Genomic DNA, 15237 nt, shown 5'->3' on the forward strand with positions numbered 1-15237 from the left:
TGTCGATCCCGCGCGGTGGCCGGGATCGACGAAGGCCCCGGACCGTGAGGTCCAGAGCCTTCGTGCGGAGTCCGTCAGCCGACGGGTGTCAGGGAGCTAGTGCTCAGGCTCCCGTGTCGACACGCTCGGGCTTGCGGGGCTGCTCGGGCCCGGGCTGCTCGGGAGCCGGCGGCTCCTCGGGGGCGTCGCCGCCCTCGACCACCCTGACGTAGTAGTTCACAGTGCCCGCCTCGCCGCTGGCCACCACGCGGAACTGCTGGCCCACGGAGGCACCGGTGATCGTCAGGACACCCTCGCCGGCACCGTCCTGGCCGAGCGGCTCGGTCTCGAAGTCGCCGATCGACTCCTCCTCGCCGGTGTCCTCATTGAAGAAGCGGATATCGCCGGTCACGACCTCACCGGAGTTGAATCCCGCGAACTGCAGGGGGATGCCGGCGGCCAGCTCGGCGACGGTCGCCTCCTCCGGACCGGTCACGGAGACGCCCTCGGTGATCGTCAACTCGATGCTCTCGTTGACGTACTGAGTCTCGCCGGCCTCATCCTCGTACTGGTATCCGACGCTCGCGGTGTACTTCGGCCAACCGTCGGCATTGGGCGCGACCGGGGGGTACTCGTCGCTCGGCCGGACAGTGCCGACCCACGAGCCGTCCTCCTGCTGCACGACCTCGGCCTCGTCAACGAGACCGCCGCCGTTCTCACCCATGGAGCCGATGGCGACCGTGAGCGTCTCGACCTCCTCGGGCACCTCCTCGACGGTGGCGGTGACGCCTTCGCCCCAGCTGCCGGCCTTGAAGGTGGTGTTTCCGAAATCGACGACGAGATCGTCGCCGAGCTCGGCAGCGGTCGCCGGAACTGCCACCAGACCCAGGCCGAGCGTCGCCGCTCCGGCCAGTGCCACGGCGGCGCGTGTGATGATGCGCATGTGGTCCTTTCGTGCGACCACACGTCACCGCGCGGCCGAGTTCAGCAAATGGACGAGGCCGGTCGTCGGACCGCACCCCGCGCACTTAGCAAAACATGAGGAAGCCGTCATATGCACATCGGGTCCATATCTTGGGACGACCGGACCACTATCAGGCGGCTCGTGTGGCCACGATGATGTCGTTCTCGTGGTACTCGCCGGTCTCCGGGTCGAGGATGCAGGTGATCACCACGAGCCGCGCCGGGTCGTGGGTCCAGATGTCCTGATCGGCGATCTCGGTCTTGGCGATCTCGAGCTTCTCCTCGACGACATACGGCTCGCCGCGATAGGTGAGCTCGTCGCCGGCATCGAGGGTACGCACCTCGTCGCCGGCGCATCCCTGGTCCTCGCACGCGTGCGCGAGCACATAGTCCGTCCCGCCGTCCTCGGGGTAGCCGTTCTCGGGATCGACGACCTGCCAGAAGTTCTCGCCGGCGTCCGGCGGATTCCACACCGGGCTGTAGGGCATGGTCTGGACGGTCTCGATGTCGACCTCCGGCTCCGGTGCGGGAGTGGTGGGCGTGGCGATCTCCGCCGAGGCGCGAGGAGCCGGTTCCGGTTCCGATGAGCTGAAGACGCCGGCGAGCGCGGCGACGAGCACCGCGATCACGACGACCGTGAGAAGTCCGCCGCCGGCGAACCAGGGCCAGCGGCGGGTCAATGTTTCCTTGAACGTCATGTCGGTCGCGGGTCCTCCCCCGTCATCGTGTGGTCGACAGCTCGAAGACCTGGCCGGCCGTGACCAGCTCGTAGTCGCCGTCATAGGTCGTCAACAGGTCGCGCTCGACCTCGGCCCGGTCGGTCCACGCCGGGATGTGGGTGACGAGCAGCCGTCCGACGCCCGCCTCCGCGGCGATCTGACCGGCCTCGGATCCGGTCAGGTGCAGGTGGGGTGGATTGGTGGCCGAGTCGACGAAGGACGCCTCGCACAGGAACAGGTCCGCTCCGTCGGCGAATCCGGCGAGCTCGTCCATCGGGCCGGTGTCGCCGGAGTAGACGATCGAGTGCCCTTCGTGCTCGAGGCGGACCGCATAGGCCGCGACAGGGTGGCTCGTCAGCATGGCGCGCAGCGTGAACGGTCCGATCGTCGTCTCGAGTCCATCGGTCAGATCGCGGAACTCGAAGGGCAGCGTCATGCCGTTCGGATTGGTCGTGCCATAGGCGTCGGACAGATGCCAGTCGCTCCCCGCGGGCGCGTACACCGGCAGCCGCGGCAGGAGCCCGGTCGGATGGTACTTGCGGACCACATAGAGCCCGCTCATGTCGAAGCAGTGGTCGGGATGCAGGTGCGAGAGGCTGATCGCGTCGATCTCCCGTAGATCGATGTAGGTCTGCAAGGGCCCGAGCGCACCGCTGCCGAGGTCGAGCAGCATACGGAAGGTGCGCCCCTCGTACGGCGCCTCGACGAGATAGCAGCTCGCCGCCGAGTCGGGACCGGGAAAGGAGCCCGAACAGCCGATGATCGTCAGTTTCACACTGTCACCCACGCAAACTGGTCGACGGAATCGATCTCGGGGCCGAGGAACCGGCGACCGAGCCGCGCGAACTCCTCCGGCTGTCCGGTAGTGAGGAAGCGGTGCCGCGGCGGCGCGAGGGAGCGATCGCGTTCGAGACCTTCCCGCACGAGCAGGCGGAAGACGTCTTTGGCCGTCTCCTCGGCCGAGGACACCAGGGTCACGCCGTCTCCCATGACGTAGGACAGTACCCCGGTCAGGAGCGGGTAGTGCGTGCACCCGAGCACGAGCGTGTCGACGCCGGACTCTTTCACGGGACGCAGATAGCTCTCCGCGACCGACATGAGCTCGGGCCCGCTGGTGACGCCGGCCTCGACGAAGTCGACGAAACGCGGGCACGGCTGGGTGATCACGTCGATCGCGGGGTTGGCGGCGAAGGCATCGTCGTAGGCCCGCGAGATGGCGGTGGCCTGGGTGCAGACCACGCCGATCCGTCCGTTGCGGGTGGCGTTCACGGCTCGCCGGGCGGCGGGCACGATCACCTCGATCACCGGCACGTCGTAGCGCTCGCGCGCATCGTGCAGCACGGCAGCGCTGGCGGAGTTGCAGGCGATGACGAGCGCCTTCACCCCTTCACGCACGAGATGGTCCAGGCAGTCGAGGGCGTATTCGCGCACCTCGGCGATCGGTTTGGGGCCGTAGGGCTGCCGGGCGGTGTCGCCGAGGTACACGATCGGCTCGTGCGGCAGCTGGTCGAGTACGGCTCGGGCGACCGTCAGTCCGCCGAAGCCGGAATCGAAGATGCCGATGGGTGCGTCCGCCACAACATCTGAGCGTACGACCCCGGGCACACGATGCGAAAATCGAGGCTCGCAGAACCATCGCGGGTGCTGGTCAGAGCGGCAACTTGGGCTGCGGCGGGGCGTGGGTCGGGTCCACGCCATCGAAGAGGCTGGAGACGGACTCGCCGGCGTGCACCCGCGCGATGGCCTCGGCGAACAGCGGTGCGACGGACCGGACCCGGAGCTCTGGCCAGTCATCGGGACGGGGAACCGTGTCGGTGGTCACCACCTCGCGGATGACCGGGTGGCCCCGCAGCCGCTCGACCGCTGAGCCGGTGAACAGCCCGTGTGTGCACGCCACACTGACATCGCTCACCTGTTGCTGCTCCAGCATCGCCACGAGCTCGACGATGGAGCCTCCGGTCGCGATCTCGTCGTCGAGCACGATCGCCCGCTTGCCGGCGACATCGCCGACGATCGCGTCGATGACGACCCGATCGTCGGCTTCGCGCTGCTTGCTGCCCGCCGCGACCGGGATACCGAGCAGACGAGCGAGCTGCGAGGCGGTCTTGGCGTTGCCGAAGTCCGGAGAGACGATCACCGCATCGGAGAGGTCCGTCCCGCGGTAATAGTCCGCGATCTCGCCGAGAGCGGTCAGATGATCGAGCGGAACGCCGAAGAAGCCGTGCACCTGGGGTGCGTGGAGGGTCATGGTCATCACCCGGCTCACCCCGGCGGTCATCAGCAGATCGGCGACGAGCTTGCCGCCGATCGAGATGCGAGAGGCGTCCTTCTTGTCCGATCGGGCGTAGGCGTAGTGCGGGATGACCGCTGTGACCGAGGCCGCCGAGGCGCCCCTCGCGGCATCGACCATGAGGAGCAACTCCATCAGATGGTCCTGGGTCGGCGGAACGAGCGGCTGGACGATGTAGACATCGCGCTGCCGGCAGTTGTCCAGCAACTGCGCCTGGAGGCAGTCGTTGCTGAAGCGTTGGGTATCGGCGGGCGACCGCGTGATCCCGAGGTTGTCGCAGATCGCGTCGGCGAACTGCGGATGGGCGCTACCGGAGAACACGGCGATCTGGTTCACGCTCCGAAGGCTAACGGAGCGGCCCGAGCACAGGAAGCGGGTGGACTCCCTCCGCACACGGCATCCTGTGACCATGGCCTACGACCTCGAACTCGCCGACCGTCTGCGCGATCTGCTGATCGCCGAGCCGGATCTCACCGAGAAGCGCATGTTCGGTGGTCTGGCCTTCCTCGTCGGAGGCGCCATGGCCGTCGCGGCGACCGATGACGGTCTGCTGCTGCGTGTGGATCCCGAGGAACGCGACGAGCTCGCGACCGATCCACTCGCGGGCCCGTGGATCATGCGCGGGAGCGAGCTCCGTGGCTGGCTGCGAATCGAGGCCGATGCCAGCACAGCGGCGGAGACCCTCGAGCCGTGGCTCGAGCGTGCCGTCCGCGCCGCCCGGGCCTCGCGCTGACGGAACCCGGCGACGCGAGATCAGGCCCAGAGCTGGCCGTCGAGGCGATCCTCGGCCTCGTCGAGGGTGCCCTCGTAGGCGCCGGTCGACAGGTACTTCCAGCCGCCATCGCACACGATGAAGCAGATCTCGGCCCGCTCCCCCGCCGTGACGCTCTTGGCCGCCTGGGCGAGCGCGGCGTGCAGGATCGCCCCCGTCGAGATGCCCGCGAAGATGCCCTCACGCTCCACCAGTTCCCGCACGCGCCGCACCGCGTCGCGCGGCCCGACACTGAACCGGGAGTCGATGAGCGACTCGTCGTAGAGCTCCGGCACGAAGCCCTCGGCGAGATTGCGCAGCCCGTAGACCAGCTCGCCATAGCGCGGCTCGGCGGCGACGATCCGGACCTCGGGCCGGTGCTCACGGAAGTAGCGGCCGACGCCCATCAACGTGCCCGTCGTCCCGAGCCCGCCGACGAAGTGCGTGATCTCCGGCAGGTCGGCATGGATCTCCGGTGCCGTGCCGCGGTAGTGCGCCTCCGCATTGGCCGGATTGCCGTACTGGTAGAGCATCACCCAGTCGGGATGCTCCGCGGCGAGCCCCTTCGCCACGCGCACGGCCTCGTTGGAGCCACCGGCTGCCGGGGAGGCGATGATCTCCGCGCCCCACATCCGCAGGAGCAGACGCCGCTCCTCGGAGGTGTTCTCCGGCATGACGCAGATCAGCCGGTAACCGCGCTGTGAGGCGACCATCGCCAGCGAGATGCCGGTATTGCCGCTCGTCGGCTCCAGGATCGTGGAGCCGGGCGTCAGCCGGCCGTCCGCCTCGGCCGCCTCGATCATCGCCAGGGCGGCCCGATCCTTGATCGAACCGGTGGGGTTGCGATCCTCGAGCTTGGCCCACAGCCGCACCTCCGGCGAGGGCGAGAGCGTCGGCAGACCGACCAACGGGGTGCGGCCGACCGAGTCGACCAGCGAGTCGTATCGCGACACGTCAGCGCGCGCCGCCGGCGACGGCCGGCAGGATGACGACGGTGTCGCCGTCGGAGAGCTCGGTGGACAGGCCACCGGTGAAGCGGATGTCCTCGTCGTTGACATAGATGTTGACGAATCGGCGCACCTCGCCGTCCTCCAGCAGACGCTCACCGATGCCCGCGTGGCGTGACTCGAGATCCTCGATCAACGCCTGGATCGAATCGCCCGACGCGTCGACGGCACGCTCACCGTCGGTGTAGGTGCGCAGGATCGTGGGGATACGGACCTCGATGGCCATCAGACTTCTGCCTTCTCTGTGGGTGCTGGACTACTCGGGGGTGCTGCTGTCGGTGTAACGCTCGACGACCTGGACTTCTTCCTCGGTCACCTCGCCGCCCGAGATCCGGTAGCTCCGGAAGTCGATCGGCGTGCCCTCGGCGTCGGCTCCGTCGCGGGTCGAGACGAGGACATAGTGCGCGCCCGGCTCGGCGGCGAGATTGATGTCGGTGCGCGAGGGATAGGCCTCGGTGGCCGTGTGCGAGTGGTAGATGACGACGGGTTCCTCGTCGTTGTCGTCCATCTCCCGGTAGAGCTTCAGCAGGTCACCGGAGTCGAACTCGTAGAACGTGGGCGACATCGCGGCGTTCAGCATCGGGATGAACCTCGCGGGACGATCGGACCCGATGGGGCCGGCGACGACACCGCAGGCCTCGTCGGGATGGTCGCGACGCGCGTGCGCGATGATCGCGTCGTAGGTGGCGCGGTCGATGGTCAACACATCGCCCAGCCTATCGGCGCCGAAACGGGCCCCGGCATCGTGTCCGCCTGCCGGACGCCGGACGAGGCCGGTGTCAGTCGGCGGCCTGGACCAGGGTCTCCTGGACGAACCCCAGCCAGTCGTAGACATCGGCCATGGCGGCCGTGGCGGGATCGTCGTCCTCGGCGAGGCGTTCGGCGTCCTCATCGCTCTCGATGCCCAATCGCACCGCCAGTGCGATGCGCACGTCGGTGAAGGCCCGCAACCAGGCAAGCGTCTGTCCTTCGTCCAGCTCCACCTCGACATCGACATCCTCGCCGGCTCCCATGCCGCCCTCGGCCAGGGTCCCGATGAGGGACTCGGCATTGGCGACCTTGGCCGAGGTCAGCGTCTGCTCGGTGTAACGCCGGAACTCCGCGGCGTCCTCGGGGTCATCGGCATACGCATCGGGCAGGAGGCGGGCGAGAACCGGGTCCTCGGGGGGCAGCACCGGTCCGTTCATGCCGACCATCGCGGCGAGCGGGTCCGCGGACGACTCTGACTCGCCATTGCGGTCGCGCAACAGCTCGACCACCTGCGCGGCCAGATTGGCCAGCAGCTGGGCTTCGTTCTGCTCGAAGCTCCCGACGACGCTACCCCGTCGCCTGATGAACGGAGTCACAGCTCTGCCCTCTCCAAGGTGGACCACAATCCGTACTCGTGCATCGCCTGGACGTGACGCTCTTGCTCCTCGCGCCGACCGCTGGAGACGATCGCCTTGCCCTCGTGATGCACCGCGAGCATCAGCTCGGTCGCCTTCTCCTCGGTGTAGCCGAAGTAGGTCCGGAACACGAAGGCGACATAGGACATCAGATTGACCGGATCGTTCCACACGATCGTGACCCAGGGATCCTCCAATTCGACGCCGAACTCGAGATCGGTGTCGGGAGCGATCTCCGCGGGCGCGGGGCCGGTGGCTGAGACGGTCACCACCCCATTGTGGCGGACGCGCGGTGACCACGGCGCCACCACCGCACGGCACACCGATCTATGCTCGGGCGCATGGGGACGCACCCGGACCGTTCGACGGCCTTGCTCACCGATCGCTACGAGCTGACGATGCTGCACGCCACGCTCGCCGATGGCCGCGCCTCCCGGCGCAGTGTCTTCGAGATGTTCACCCGGCGTCTGAGCGGCGGCCGACGGTACGGCGTCGTCGCCGGCACCGGAAGGATTCTCGAGGCGATCGCGGACTTCGGTTTCGGCGATGACGAGGTGCGGTTCCTGCGGGACAGCGGCGTGATCGACGCGACCACCGCTGCGTGGCTGGCCGATTTCCGGTTCGGCGGCGATATCTGGGGTTACCCGGAAGGCGAGCTCTACTTCCCCGGCTCTCCCGTCCTCGTCGTCGAGGGCACGTTCGCCGAGTGCGTCGTCCTGGAGACCCTGGTGCTGTCGATCCTCAACCACGACTCCGCAATCGCGACCGCCGGGGCACGGATGATCGCGAGCGCCGGAGACCGTCCCTGCATCGAGATGGGCTCACGACGCACGCATGAAGATGCCGCTGTCGCCGCTGCTCGCGCGGCGTATATCGCCGGTTTCGCGGCGACCTCCAATCTCGAGGCCGGCCGCACCTACGGAATACCCACCACGGGCACCGCGGCCCATGCCTTCACCCTCGTGCACGACACCGAGCGCGAGGCCTTCGAGGCGCAGATCGCCGCATTGGGCAGCGACACGACGCTGCTGGTCGACACCTACGACATCGCCGAGGGCGTCCGCAACGCGATCGCCGCCGGCGGGACCGGATTGGGGGCGGTGAGGCTGGATTCGGGAGATCTCGCCCAGGTCGCCGCGGAGGTCCGCGCACAGCTCGACAGGCTCGGCGCGACCTCGACCCGCATCACGGTGACCAGCGATCTCGACGAGCACGCGATCGCGGCTCTGGCGGTGGCACCGATCGACGGCTACGGGGTCGGCACGTCCCTCGTCACCGGCTCGGGGGTCCCGACGAGCGGCTTCGTCTACAAGCTCGTGGCCCGCGAGGACGACGGGGGCACCATGGTTCCTGTGGCCAAGAAGAGCAAGGACAAGATCTCCGTCGGCGGACGCAAGTACGCGGTCCGCCGGCGCGAGAACGACGTGGCCACCGCCGAGGTCATCGGCATCGGCGAGCCGCCGGCCACGGATCACGACGACCGCGAACTGCTCGTGCCGCTGGTGCGCGGCGGAGTGCCGCAGGATCTCGGCACGCTCGATGACGCGCGTGCCCGACGCCACGCCGCACTGCACGAGCTGCCCGCCACCGGTCTGCGCCTGAGCAAGGGCGACCCCGCCATCCCCACCCAGTACGAGGAGCGCTGACATGCCCACCAAGGCCCTCATCGTCGTCGATGTCCAGAACGACTTCTGCGAGGGCGGCTCACTCGCCGTGACCGGCGGGGCCCAGGTCGCCCAGGATGTCGCCGGGCTGATCGACGAGTCCCGGGCGGACTACGCCACCGTCATCGCCACCCGCGATCACCACATCGATCCCGGCCCGCACTTCTCAGAGCACCCGGACTTCGTCGACTCATGGCCGCCGCACTGTGTCGCGGACACTGCGGGAGCCGATCTGCATGCGCCCCTCACTTCACGGAGCTTCGACGCGATCTTCGACAAGGGCGAGTACTCCGCGGGCTATTCGGGTTTCGAGGGAGTCACGTCGACCGGAACCGAGCTCCCGACCTATCTGCGAGCGCACGGGATCGAGGCGGTCGACATCGCCGGGATCGCCACCGACTATTGCGTGCGGGCGACAGCGCTGGACGCCGCGAAGGCCGGGCTAGCGGTCACGGTGCTGCGCGACTACACCGCGGCCGTCCATCCCGATCGTCTCGACCGGGTCGAGGCCGAATGGGCCGAGGCCGGCATCGCCTTCACGTGAGCGACGCGCTTACCAATCGGGGCCGTACGCGCGCAGGAAGGTTCTGCAGCCTGCGGCGATGGTCTCGACGAGTTCGGTCTCGTCGAGGGGCGACGACACGGCGAACATCGCCTGGTTGCTGGGAATCCATAACAGGACCCCCGCGAAGTGGTGGGCCGCGAGACGCGCGTCCGGCACCTCCAGCATGCCTCGTTCGTCGAGGACCGATAGGCAGCGGGCGACCGAATCCACCACACGGAGGAATCCCTCCTCCCAGTACAGCTGCCCCAGGCGCGGGAACCGGGTCGCTTCGGCGATGACCAGACGACGTAGTCGCTGTACGGAGGGCGACATGATCGACCGCGTGAACTGCGCCGCCATCAACTGCACTGCCTCGTCGGCGGAGGCGATGCTGCGCAGCTGGTCGATCAGCGGAGCGAACGGGTCATCGACTCGGTCGCAGGCGAACTGGATCAAGGCGGCGAATACACCCTCCTTGTCGCCGAACTCCTTGTAGAGCGTCTGCTTGGAGACCGATGCGGCGGCGGCGAGCTGGTCGGTGGTGGCGCCCACGTAGCCGTGCTCGACGAACACCTCGAGCGCACGCTCGAGGATGAGCTCACGCTTCTGAGCCGAATCCACCCAAGGCCTCCCGTCGGATCGATGACATCGCTTGACACCAGTACCGAACAGTACCGTACACTCCGAGTACCGATCAGTACTCAACCAGGGAGGCGGCGGCCTTCCGCCGTGAAGCAGGAGCCATCAGATGTCATTCCAGGCCTATCTCGACACGATCGAGGACAAGACAGGGCTCACTCCCCGCGAACTCCTCGATATCGCCACGAGTCGCGGCTACGACGCCCCCGATGTCAAAGCCGCCGTCATCCTCGATTGGCTGAAGGACGACTACCAGCTCGGACGCGGCCACGGCATGGCGCTCGTGCATGTCATCAAGAAGGGTCCGAAGATCGACAGCACACACGTCGGCACCACCGGCTCGCACCGGGACGACTCAGACACGCTCTGGCTCGACGGAAAGGCGACCAGGCCGCGGTGACCCGCTACTCACCGCACGGCGATGACGGTGGCGTCGCTCCATCGTGCGTGCGAGGAGGCGTCATCGAGGTGCCGCGCACGCACCTCGACGGCGCCGGGCTCGTCCAGGCGGACGTTGACGCTCGCGGTACCGACCACGAGCTCCCTCGTCACGACCCGGTCCCCGATCCGCAGCTGTACCTCGCCGTCGGGACGCGCGCCCTCGGCGCTGACCCCGACGACGAACCGGGCCGTGCCGCCCGCCTCGATCCGGGGAGTGAGCACCTGCACCCTCACGGTCGACGATCCGTCGACGTCCGTGGGGGAAGCTTGCTCGGCATAGGCCTTGGCCGGATTTACCGTGAGGAGCGCGGCTGCGGCCATGGCGGTCGCTCCTGAGACTGCGAGCAGCATGCCCGTGCGGGAGGCCCGGGCGATATGACGATGACGGATGCCGGTCATGCTCACATCCTGGCGAGCTCGGACGAACGCGCGGCGATGGCCAGGTGAACGGGAGCAGAAGACTCCCGCAAGGCTCGCCCGGATCGATCAGGCCAGGGCGTCGGCGAGGAGTCGCAGGGTCTCGACCCGCGCCGGCGAGGACCGCGGGTCGGTGCCCTCGTGGGCGGAGGCGACCGGATGGATCATGACCTCGTCGACCTCGAAGCGCTCGGCAAGGTCGCGTGTCTGTGCCGCGGCCTGCTCCGGCGTCCCCATGACGGCGCGAGCGAGGCCCGCGTCGACGACCGACTGTTCGACCTCCGACAGCTCCATCGCCCGCGCCTCCTCGACGAGTTGCAGCGGGATCAGCGGCTTACCGGTGCGCAGGCGCGCCATCGTGATGAGATTCGGGAGCATGAGCGCGGCGGCCTCCTCCTCGGTCGCCGCGACCGCCGCGTTGACGGTCAGGAAGGTCCGGGGCTCGCTCGCGTAGTCGCTCGGGCGGAACTCGCTGCGGTACGTCGCGAGCGCCTCGGCCGTGCCCTGTCCGGAGAAGTGGTGGGCGAAGACATAAGGCAACCCCTTGGCGGCGGCGAGATGTGCCGAGTACATGGAGGAGCCGAGGAGCCACATCACCGGCCGGCCCGAGGCGGCGGGCGTGGCCTTGAGGATGTACTGCTGACGCGGCACCGGGACCCGCACCCCGTCGGGACCCATGAGGGCCATGACATCGTCGAGGTACTGGGGGAACTTCTCGATATCGGAGTCATCGCGACCGGCGGCGCCACGCAAGGCCCAGGAGGTCACGGGGTCCGAACCGGGCGCGCGGCCGATGCCGAGGTCGATCCGTCCGGGATGCGCGGCCTCCAGCAGTGCGAACTGCTCCGCGACCGCCAGAGGAGCGTGATTGGGCAGCATCACACCGCCGGATCCGAGCCGGATCCGCTCGGTGTGGGCCCCGAGGTGGGCGATGAGGACCGGCGGCGAGGTCGCCGCGACCGCCGGCATGTTGTGGTGCTCCGCCACCCAGTACCGCTCGAATCCCGCGGCATCGGCGGCTCGGGCGAGCTCGACCGTCGCGGCGAGCGCGTCGCCGGAGGTCTGATCGCTGCGGACGGGAACGAGATCCAGGACCGAGAGCTTCACCCCTCCACTCTCCCACCGAGCACCAACGCTCCACCCTCGCCACCTGGACGGTGACGTACACACCTCTCCCGACCCCTCCTCACGTCGAGCGGTGACCTACGCACCCCTCCCGGGCCCCTCCCCACGTCGAGCGGTGACCTACGCACCCCTCGACCGCCGTGAGAGGTGCGTAACCCACCGCCCACCGTGACGAGAGGTGCGTAACCCACCGCCCTGGGAGGGTGGGGCCATCAGCCGACGACGAGGTGCTCGGCGAGATACTCCGTGACATCGTCGAGCGCCGCGTGAGCCGGGCCGCGCATGAGACCCGGCAGGCTGACGAACCCGTGGATGGCCGCATCGTATTCGCGGTACCGGACCTGCACTCCGGCGCGGCGCAGGGCATCGCGGTAGTGAACACCGTTGTCGAGCAACGGATCAGCGGAGGCGGTGAGGATGAACGCCGGCGGCAGAGCTTCATGCGAGCCCGCCCGCAGCGGCGAGGCCTGCTGGTCGTCGGTGCCGTAGGCGTCCTGCAGATACAGCCGCACGAAGGCACGCATGTTCGCCGATGTGAGCACGGGAGCATCGGGCATCGCGATCTCCGAGGCGTACTTCTCGTACATCTCGACCGCCGGGTAGATCAGGATCTGCGCACCCACCTCCGGGCCGCCTTTGTCACGCGCCGTCATCGCGGTCACGGCGGCGAGATTGCCGCCCGCGCTGTCGCCCATGACGGCGACCCGGCCGGCGTCGACGCCGAGCCGCTCGGCATGCTCGACGATCCAGCACAGCGCCTCCCATGCGTCGTCCACGGCCGCCGGATAGGGGTACTCCGGCGCGAGCCGATAGGACGGCGAGATGACGACGGCACCCGTCCGCGCGGCGACCCGGCTGGCGAACCACTCGGACTGCTCCGGCTCACCCTGAACCCATCCGCCCCCGTGGTAGTTGACCACCACGGGACGGAGCCCGTCACCCACACCGCTCGGCCGGTAGACCCGCGCTCGCAAGGTGCGACCGGGCAAGGCGATATCGAGATCCTCCACCGTGACGCGGCTGTCGGCCCGGCCGAAGACGGCGGCGCCGGCGGGCGAGGCCCAGAGCTTGCGGCGACGCGCTCGAGCGGCGGCGTGGTCGGTCACCTCCTCGACCGGCTCGGCGGCCCGGTTGAGGACCGCCCCGAGGACGCGCAGACGCCAGGGCATGTTCATGGCGGTCACCCTAGCGGCTCGCCCGGCGGACTGATGACGATGCATTCTGGTCGCTATAGGAACCTCAACGCATCATCATCAGTGCCACACCGGACGGATGGCGATGCATCGAGGTCGTCCCGACGACCCCGATGCATCGAGATCACTGCCGCGTCAGCCGGAGGCGCGCAGGGCCCACTCGCGGAGGCGGTCGATGCGGTGCTGTAGCTGTTCGGTGGTCGCGGCGGCGGCCGGCGGGCCACCGCACTCCGATCGCAGCTTGTTGTGCACCACCCCGTGCGGCGTGCCGGTGCGGTGATGCCATGACCCGACGAGGGCGTTCAACTCGCGTCGCAATTCCGAGCGTCGCTCGAAGGCGACGTCCTCATCGGCCGGGCTCGGTGCAGCGGCGCGCTGGGCGATCTCGTCGCGCGCCTTCTTCGAGCGAGCCGATCGCAGCAGCTCAGCCACCTGGTCGGGTTCGAGAAGACCGGGGATGCCGAGGAAGTCGAGCTCCTCGGGGTCGTCGGCGATCGCGTCGTACCCGAACTCGCCGCCGTCGTAGACCACACGATCGAAGGACGCATCGCTGCCGAGCGCGCGGTAGGTGCCGAGCTCCTCGGGCATCGCCGGCTCCTCGCGATTGGCCCGGGCCAGCAACTCGGCCTCGGCGGCGAAGAGGTCGGCCTCGTCCTTGACCGGACGGCCGATCACGTGGTCGCGCTCGGCCTCCAGGTCGGCAGCGAGCCCGAGCAGTCCCGGAACACTCGGCACGAAGATCGACGCGGTCTCGCCCCGTCGGCGCGCTCGCACGAAGCGGCCTACCGCCTGAGCGAAGAACAGCGGTGTGGCGGTGGTGGTCGCGTAAACGCCGACCGCGAGCCGGGGCACGTCGACACCCTCACTGACCATGCGCACCGCAACCATCCACGGGTCCGAGCCCGCCGAGAAGTCCTGGATACGCTGGCTCGATCCGGCCTCGTCGGACAGGACGACGGTGGGGTCACTGCCGGTCAGCTCACGCAGAATCGCCGCATAGGCGCGGGCGGTCGTCTGATCGGTGGCGATGACGAGGCCACCGGCGTCGGGGATGTCCCGACGCACCTCCTGCAGCCGCCGATGGGCCGCCTGGAGCACCGCGGGAATCCAGGAGCCCTGCGGATCGAGTGCCGTACGCAGCGCATGCGCCATCTGGTCGCGGGTGAGCGGTTCGCCGAGCCGAGCACTGACCTCGTCGCCGGCGCTCGTGCGCCACTGCATCTGGCCGGAGTAGGCCATGAACAACACCGGGCGCACGACCGAGTCGCGCAGCGCGGCGCCGTAGCCGTAGGAGTAGTCGGCCACGCTCGCCATCGAGCCGTCACCCTGCGGGGCGTACGTGACGAACGGGATCGGATTGTCATCGGAGCGGAACGGCGTGCCGGTCAGGGCGAGTCGTCGTTCGGCGGGCTCGCAGGCCTCCTGCACGGCCTCGCCCCAGCTCAGCGCGTCGCCGGCGTGGTGGATCTCATCGATGATGACGAGAGTCCGTTGGCGTTCGACACGCACGCGATGGGCGATCGGATTGGTGGCGAGGCCCGCATAGGTCACGGCGTAGCCCTGGAACTGCGGAGCCAGGGCGCCGGTCAGGTCCGGGTCGAGGGAGATGCCCATCGCGGCCGCCGAGAGCGCCCACTGGGTCTTGAGATGCTCGGTCGGCGCGACGACCACGACGCGCTCGACGACACGACGGTGCAGCAGATCGGCGGCGATGGTCAGCGCGAAGGTCGTCTTACCGGCACCGGGCGTCGCGACCGTGAGGAAGTCTCGCGGCTGCGTGCGCTGGTACTGCTCGAACGCCTCACGCTGCCATGAGCGCAGCGGGCGCGCGCTCACTCGTCGGAGGAGTCGTCGTCGTTGTTCTTATCGGAGAAGGACTCCCAAATGTCCTTGCACTCCGGGCAGACGGGATACCGCTGCGGATCACGGCTGGGAACCCATACCTTGCCGCACAGGGCGACGACCGGTGTTCCCATGACCATCGCCTCGGTCAGCTTGTCCTTGGGGACGTAGTGACTGAAGCGCTCGTGATCGCCGTTGTCCGTGCGCTGTTCAGTGCGCTCGTCATGAACGGTCTGCGTTCCGCGTCCGAAGAATCCCACGGACCCATCCTAAGGGGT

Annotated in this window: 20 protein-coding genes; 4 read left to right on the plus strand and 16 right to left on the minus strand. The window is 68.6% G+C overall.

The window, feature by feature from the left end:
- Positions 1-103: 103 nt before the first annotated feature.
- The 5 genes from JL108_RS06610 to JL108_RS06630 form a co-directional block, all read right to left on the minus strand.
- Entirely contained in the window at positions 104-922 is an 819-nt protein-coding gene (locus JL108_RS06610; RefSeq protein WP_143914459.1) for a hypothetical protein, read from the minus strand.
- Between the two features lie 151 nt (positions 923-1073).
- On the minus strand, positions 1074-1640 hold the full coding sequence (locus JL108_RS06615) for a hypothetical protein (RefSeq protein ID WP_143914460.1): 567 nt from the start codon (positions 1638-1640) through the stop codon (positions 1074-1076).
- A gap of 22 nt (positions 1641-1662) precedes the next feature.
- A complete protein-coding gene (locus JL108_RS06620) occupies positions 1663-2436 on the minus strand; it encodes an MBL fold metallo-hydrolase (protein ID WP_143914461.1) in 774 nt (257 codons plus the stop codon).
- A complete protein-coding gene (murI, locus tag JL108_RS06625) occupies positions 2433-3239 on the minus strand; it encodes a glutamate racemase (protein WP_143914462.1) in 807 nt (268 codons plus the stop codon). Before murI ends, JL108_RS06620 begins: the two co-directional genes overlap by 4 nt.
- Before the next feature lie 70 nt (positions 3240-3309).
- Positions 3310-4287: a ribose-phosphate pyrophosphokinase gene (locus JL108_RS06630; protein ID WP_205197586.1), complete on the minus strand. Its 978-nt coding sequence runs from the start codon at positions 4285-4287 to the stop codon at positions 3310-3312.
- Positions 4288-4360: 73 nt separating this feature from the next.
- Between JL108_RS06630 and JL108_RS06635 the strand changes: the two genes are divergently transcribed.
- On the plus strand, positions 4361-4684 hold the full coding sequence (locus JL108_RS06635) for a TfoX/Sxy family protein (protein WP_205197587.1): 324 nt from the start codon (positions 4361-4363) through the stop codon (positions 4682-4684).
- 20 nt (positions 4685-4704) lie between these two features.
- Here JL108_RS06635 and JL108_RS06640 read toward each other — a convergent pair whose 3' ends face one another.
- The 5 genes from JL108_RS06640 to clpS all read right to left on the minus strand — a co-directional run bounded on the left by JL108_RS06640 (position 4705) and on the right by clpS (position 7363).
- A complete protein-coding gene (locus JL108_RS06640; protein ID WP_307837210.1) occupies positions 4705-5655 on the minus strand; it encodes a cysteine synthase family protein in 951 nt (316 codons plus the stop codon).
- A gap of 1 nt (position 5656) precedes the next feature.
- Positions 5657-5935, minus strand: coding sequence for a MoaD family protein (locus JL108_RS06645; RefSeq protein ID WP_087624303.1), 279 nt, complete (start codon positions 5933-5935; stop codon positions 5657-5659).
- 30 nt (positions 5936-5965) lie between these two features.
- Entirely contained in the window at positions 5966-6415 is a 450-nt protein-coding gene (locus tag JL108_RS06650) for a M67 family metallopeptidase (protein ID WP_307837211.1), read from the minus strand.
- A gap of 73 nt (positions 6416-6488) precedes the next feature.
- Positions 6489-7055, minus strand: coding sequence for a DUF2017 domain-containing protein (locus tag JL108_RS06655; protein ID WP_205197590.1), 567 nt, complete (start codon positions 7053-7055; stop codon positions 6489-6491).
- Positions 7052-7363, minus strand: a complete 312-nt coding sequence (gene clpS, locus JL108_RS06660; protein WP_140400134.1) for an ATP-dependent Clp protease adapter ClpS — start codon at positions 7361-7363, stop codon at positions 7052-7054. The genes JL108_RS06655 and clpS overlap by 4 nt, the downstream gene beginning before the upstream one ends.
- Before the next feature lie 72 nt (positions 7364-7435).
- Between clpS and JL108_RS06665 the strand changes: the two genes are divergently transcribed.
- The gene (locus JL108_RS06665) at positions 7436-8740 is read left to right on the plus strand and encodes a nicotinate phosphoribosyltransferase (protein ID WP_205197591.1); all 1305 of its coding nucleotides are present in this window, start codon (positions 7436-7438) and stop codon (positions 8738-8740) included.
- Between the two features lies 1 nt (position 8741).
- A complete protein-coding gene (locus JL108_RS06670) occupies positions 8742-9302 on the plus strand; it encodes an isochorismatase family protein (protein WP_205197592.1) in 561 nt (186 codons plus the stop codon).
- Positions 9303-9311: 9 nt separating this feature from the next.
- On the opposite strand, the gene JL108_RS06675 is transcribed toward JL108_RS06670, so the two are convergent.
- Positions 9312-9923 carry a TetR/AcrR family transcriptional regulator gene (locus tag JL108_RS06675; protein WP_205197593.1) on the minus strand — a complete coding sequence of 204 codons (612 nt, stop codon included), beginning with the start codon at positions 9921-9923 and terminating at the stop codon, positions 9312-9314.
- Between the two features lie 127 nt (positions 9924-10050).
- Here JL108_RS06675 and JL108_RS06680 point away from each other — a divergent pair, with 127 nt between their 5' ends.
- Complete coding sequence (locus tag JL108_RS06680; RefSeq protein WP_205197594.1) at positions 10051-10341, plus strand: DUF4287 domain-containing protein; 291 nt, start codon at positions 10051-10053, stop codon at positions 10339-10341.
- Between the two features lie 8 nt (positions 10342-10349).
- Here the strand turns inward: JL108_RS06680 and JL108_RS06685 are convergent, their stop codons facing one another.
- From JL108_RS06685 to JL108_RS06705, 5 genes are all read right to left on the minus strand, one after another.
- Positions 10350-10781 (minus strand): hypothetical protein, encoded by a 432-nt coding sequence (locus tag JL108_RS06685; RefSeq protein ID WP_205197595.1) that lies wholly within the window; start codon positions 10779-10781, stop codon positions 10350-10352.
- Positions 10782-10868: 87 nt separating this feature from the next.
- A complete protein-coding gene (locus JL108_RS06690) occupies positions 10869-11906 on the minus strand; it encodes an LLM class flavin-dependent oxidoreductase (protein ID WP_205197596.1) in 1038 nt (345 codons plus the stop codon).
- 230 nt (positions 11907-12136) lie between these two features.
- A complete protein-coding gene (locus JL108_RS06695) occupies positions 12137-13099 on the minus strand; it encodes an alpha/beta hydrolase (RefSeq protein WP_205197597.1) in 963 nt (320 codons plus the stop codon).
- Between the two features lie 153 nt (positions 13100-13252).
- Complete coding sequence (locus tag JL108_RS06700; protein ID WP_143914474.1) at positions 13253-14953, minus strand: DEAD/DEAH box helicase; 1701 nt, start codon at positions 14951-14953, stop codon at positions 13253-13255.
- A complete protein-coding gene (locus JL108_RS06705; RefSeq protein ID WP_143914475.1) occupies positions 14950-15219 on the minus strand; it encodes a DUF3039 domain-containing protein in 270 nt (89 codons plus the stop codon). The genes JL108_RS06700 and JL108_RS06705 overlap by 4 nt, the downstream gene beginning before the upstream one ends.
- Positions 15220-15237 lie beyond the last annotated feature (18 nt).

It is taken from the genome of Aeromicrobium sp. YIM 150415 (genome assembly GCF_016918125.1).
GTDB lineage: Bacteria > Actinomycetota > Actinomycetes > Propionibacteriales > Nocardioidaceae > Aeromicrobium > Aeromicrobium piscarium.

What these genes read in the sequence shown, in the direction of transcription:
- JL108_RS06665 (WP_205197591.1), top strand. Translation starts at nt 7,436, where the DNA reads ATGGGGACGCACCCGGACCGTTCGACGGCCTTGCTCACCGATCGCTAC.
- JL108_RS06610 (WP_143914459.1), bottom strand. Translation starts at nt 922, where the DNA reads ATGCGCATCATCACACGCGCCGCCGTGGCACTGGCCGGAGCGGCGACG.
- JL108_RS06635 (WP_205197587.1), top strand. Translation starts at nt 4,361, where the DNA reads ATGGCCTACGACCTCGAACTCGCCGACCGTCTGCGCGATCTGCTGATC.
- JL108_RS06680 (WP_205197594.1), top strand. Translation starts at nt 10,051, where the DNA reads ATGTCATTCCAGGCCTATCTCGACACGATCGAGGACAAGACAGGGCTC.
- JL108_RS06615 (WP_143914460.1), bottom strand. Translation starts at nt 1,640, where the DNA reads ATGACGTTCAAGGAAACATTGACCCGCCGCTGGCCCTGGTTCGCCGGC.
- JL108_RS06670 (WP_205197592.1), top strand. Translation starts at nt 8,742, where the DNA reads ATGCCCACCAAGGCCCTCATCGTCGTCGATGTCCAGAACGACTTCTGC.
- JL108_RS06645 (WP_087624303.1), bottom strand. Translation starts at nt 5,935, where the DNA reads ATGGCCATCGAGGTCCGTATCCCCACGATCCTGCGCACCTACACCGAC.
- JL108_RS06695 (WP_205197597.1), bottom strand. Translation starts at nt 13,099, where the DNA reads ATGAACATGCCCTGGCGTCTGCGCGTCCTCGGGGCGGTCCTCAACCGG.
- JL108_RS06685 (WP_205197595.1), bottom strand. Translation starts at nt 10,781, where the DNA reads ATGACCGGCATCCGTCATCGTCATATCGCCCGGGCCTCCCGCACGGGC.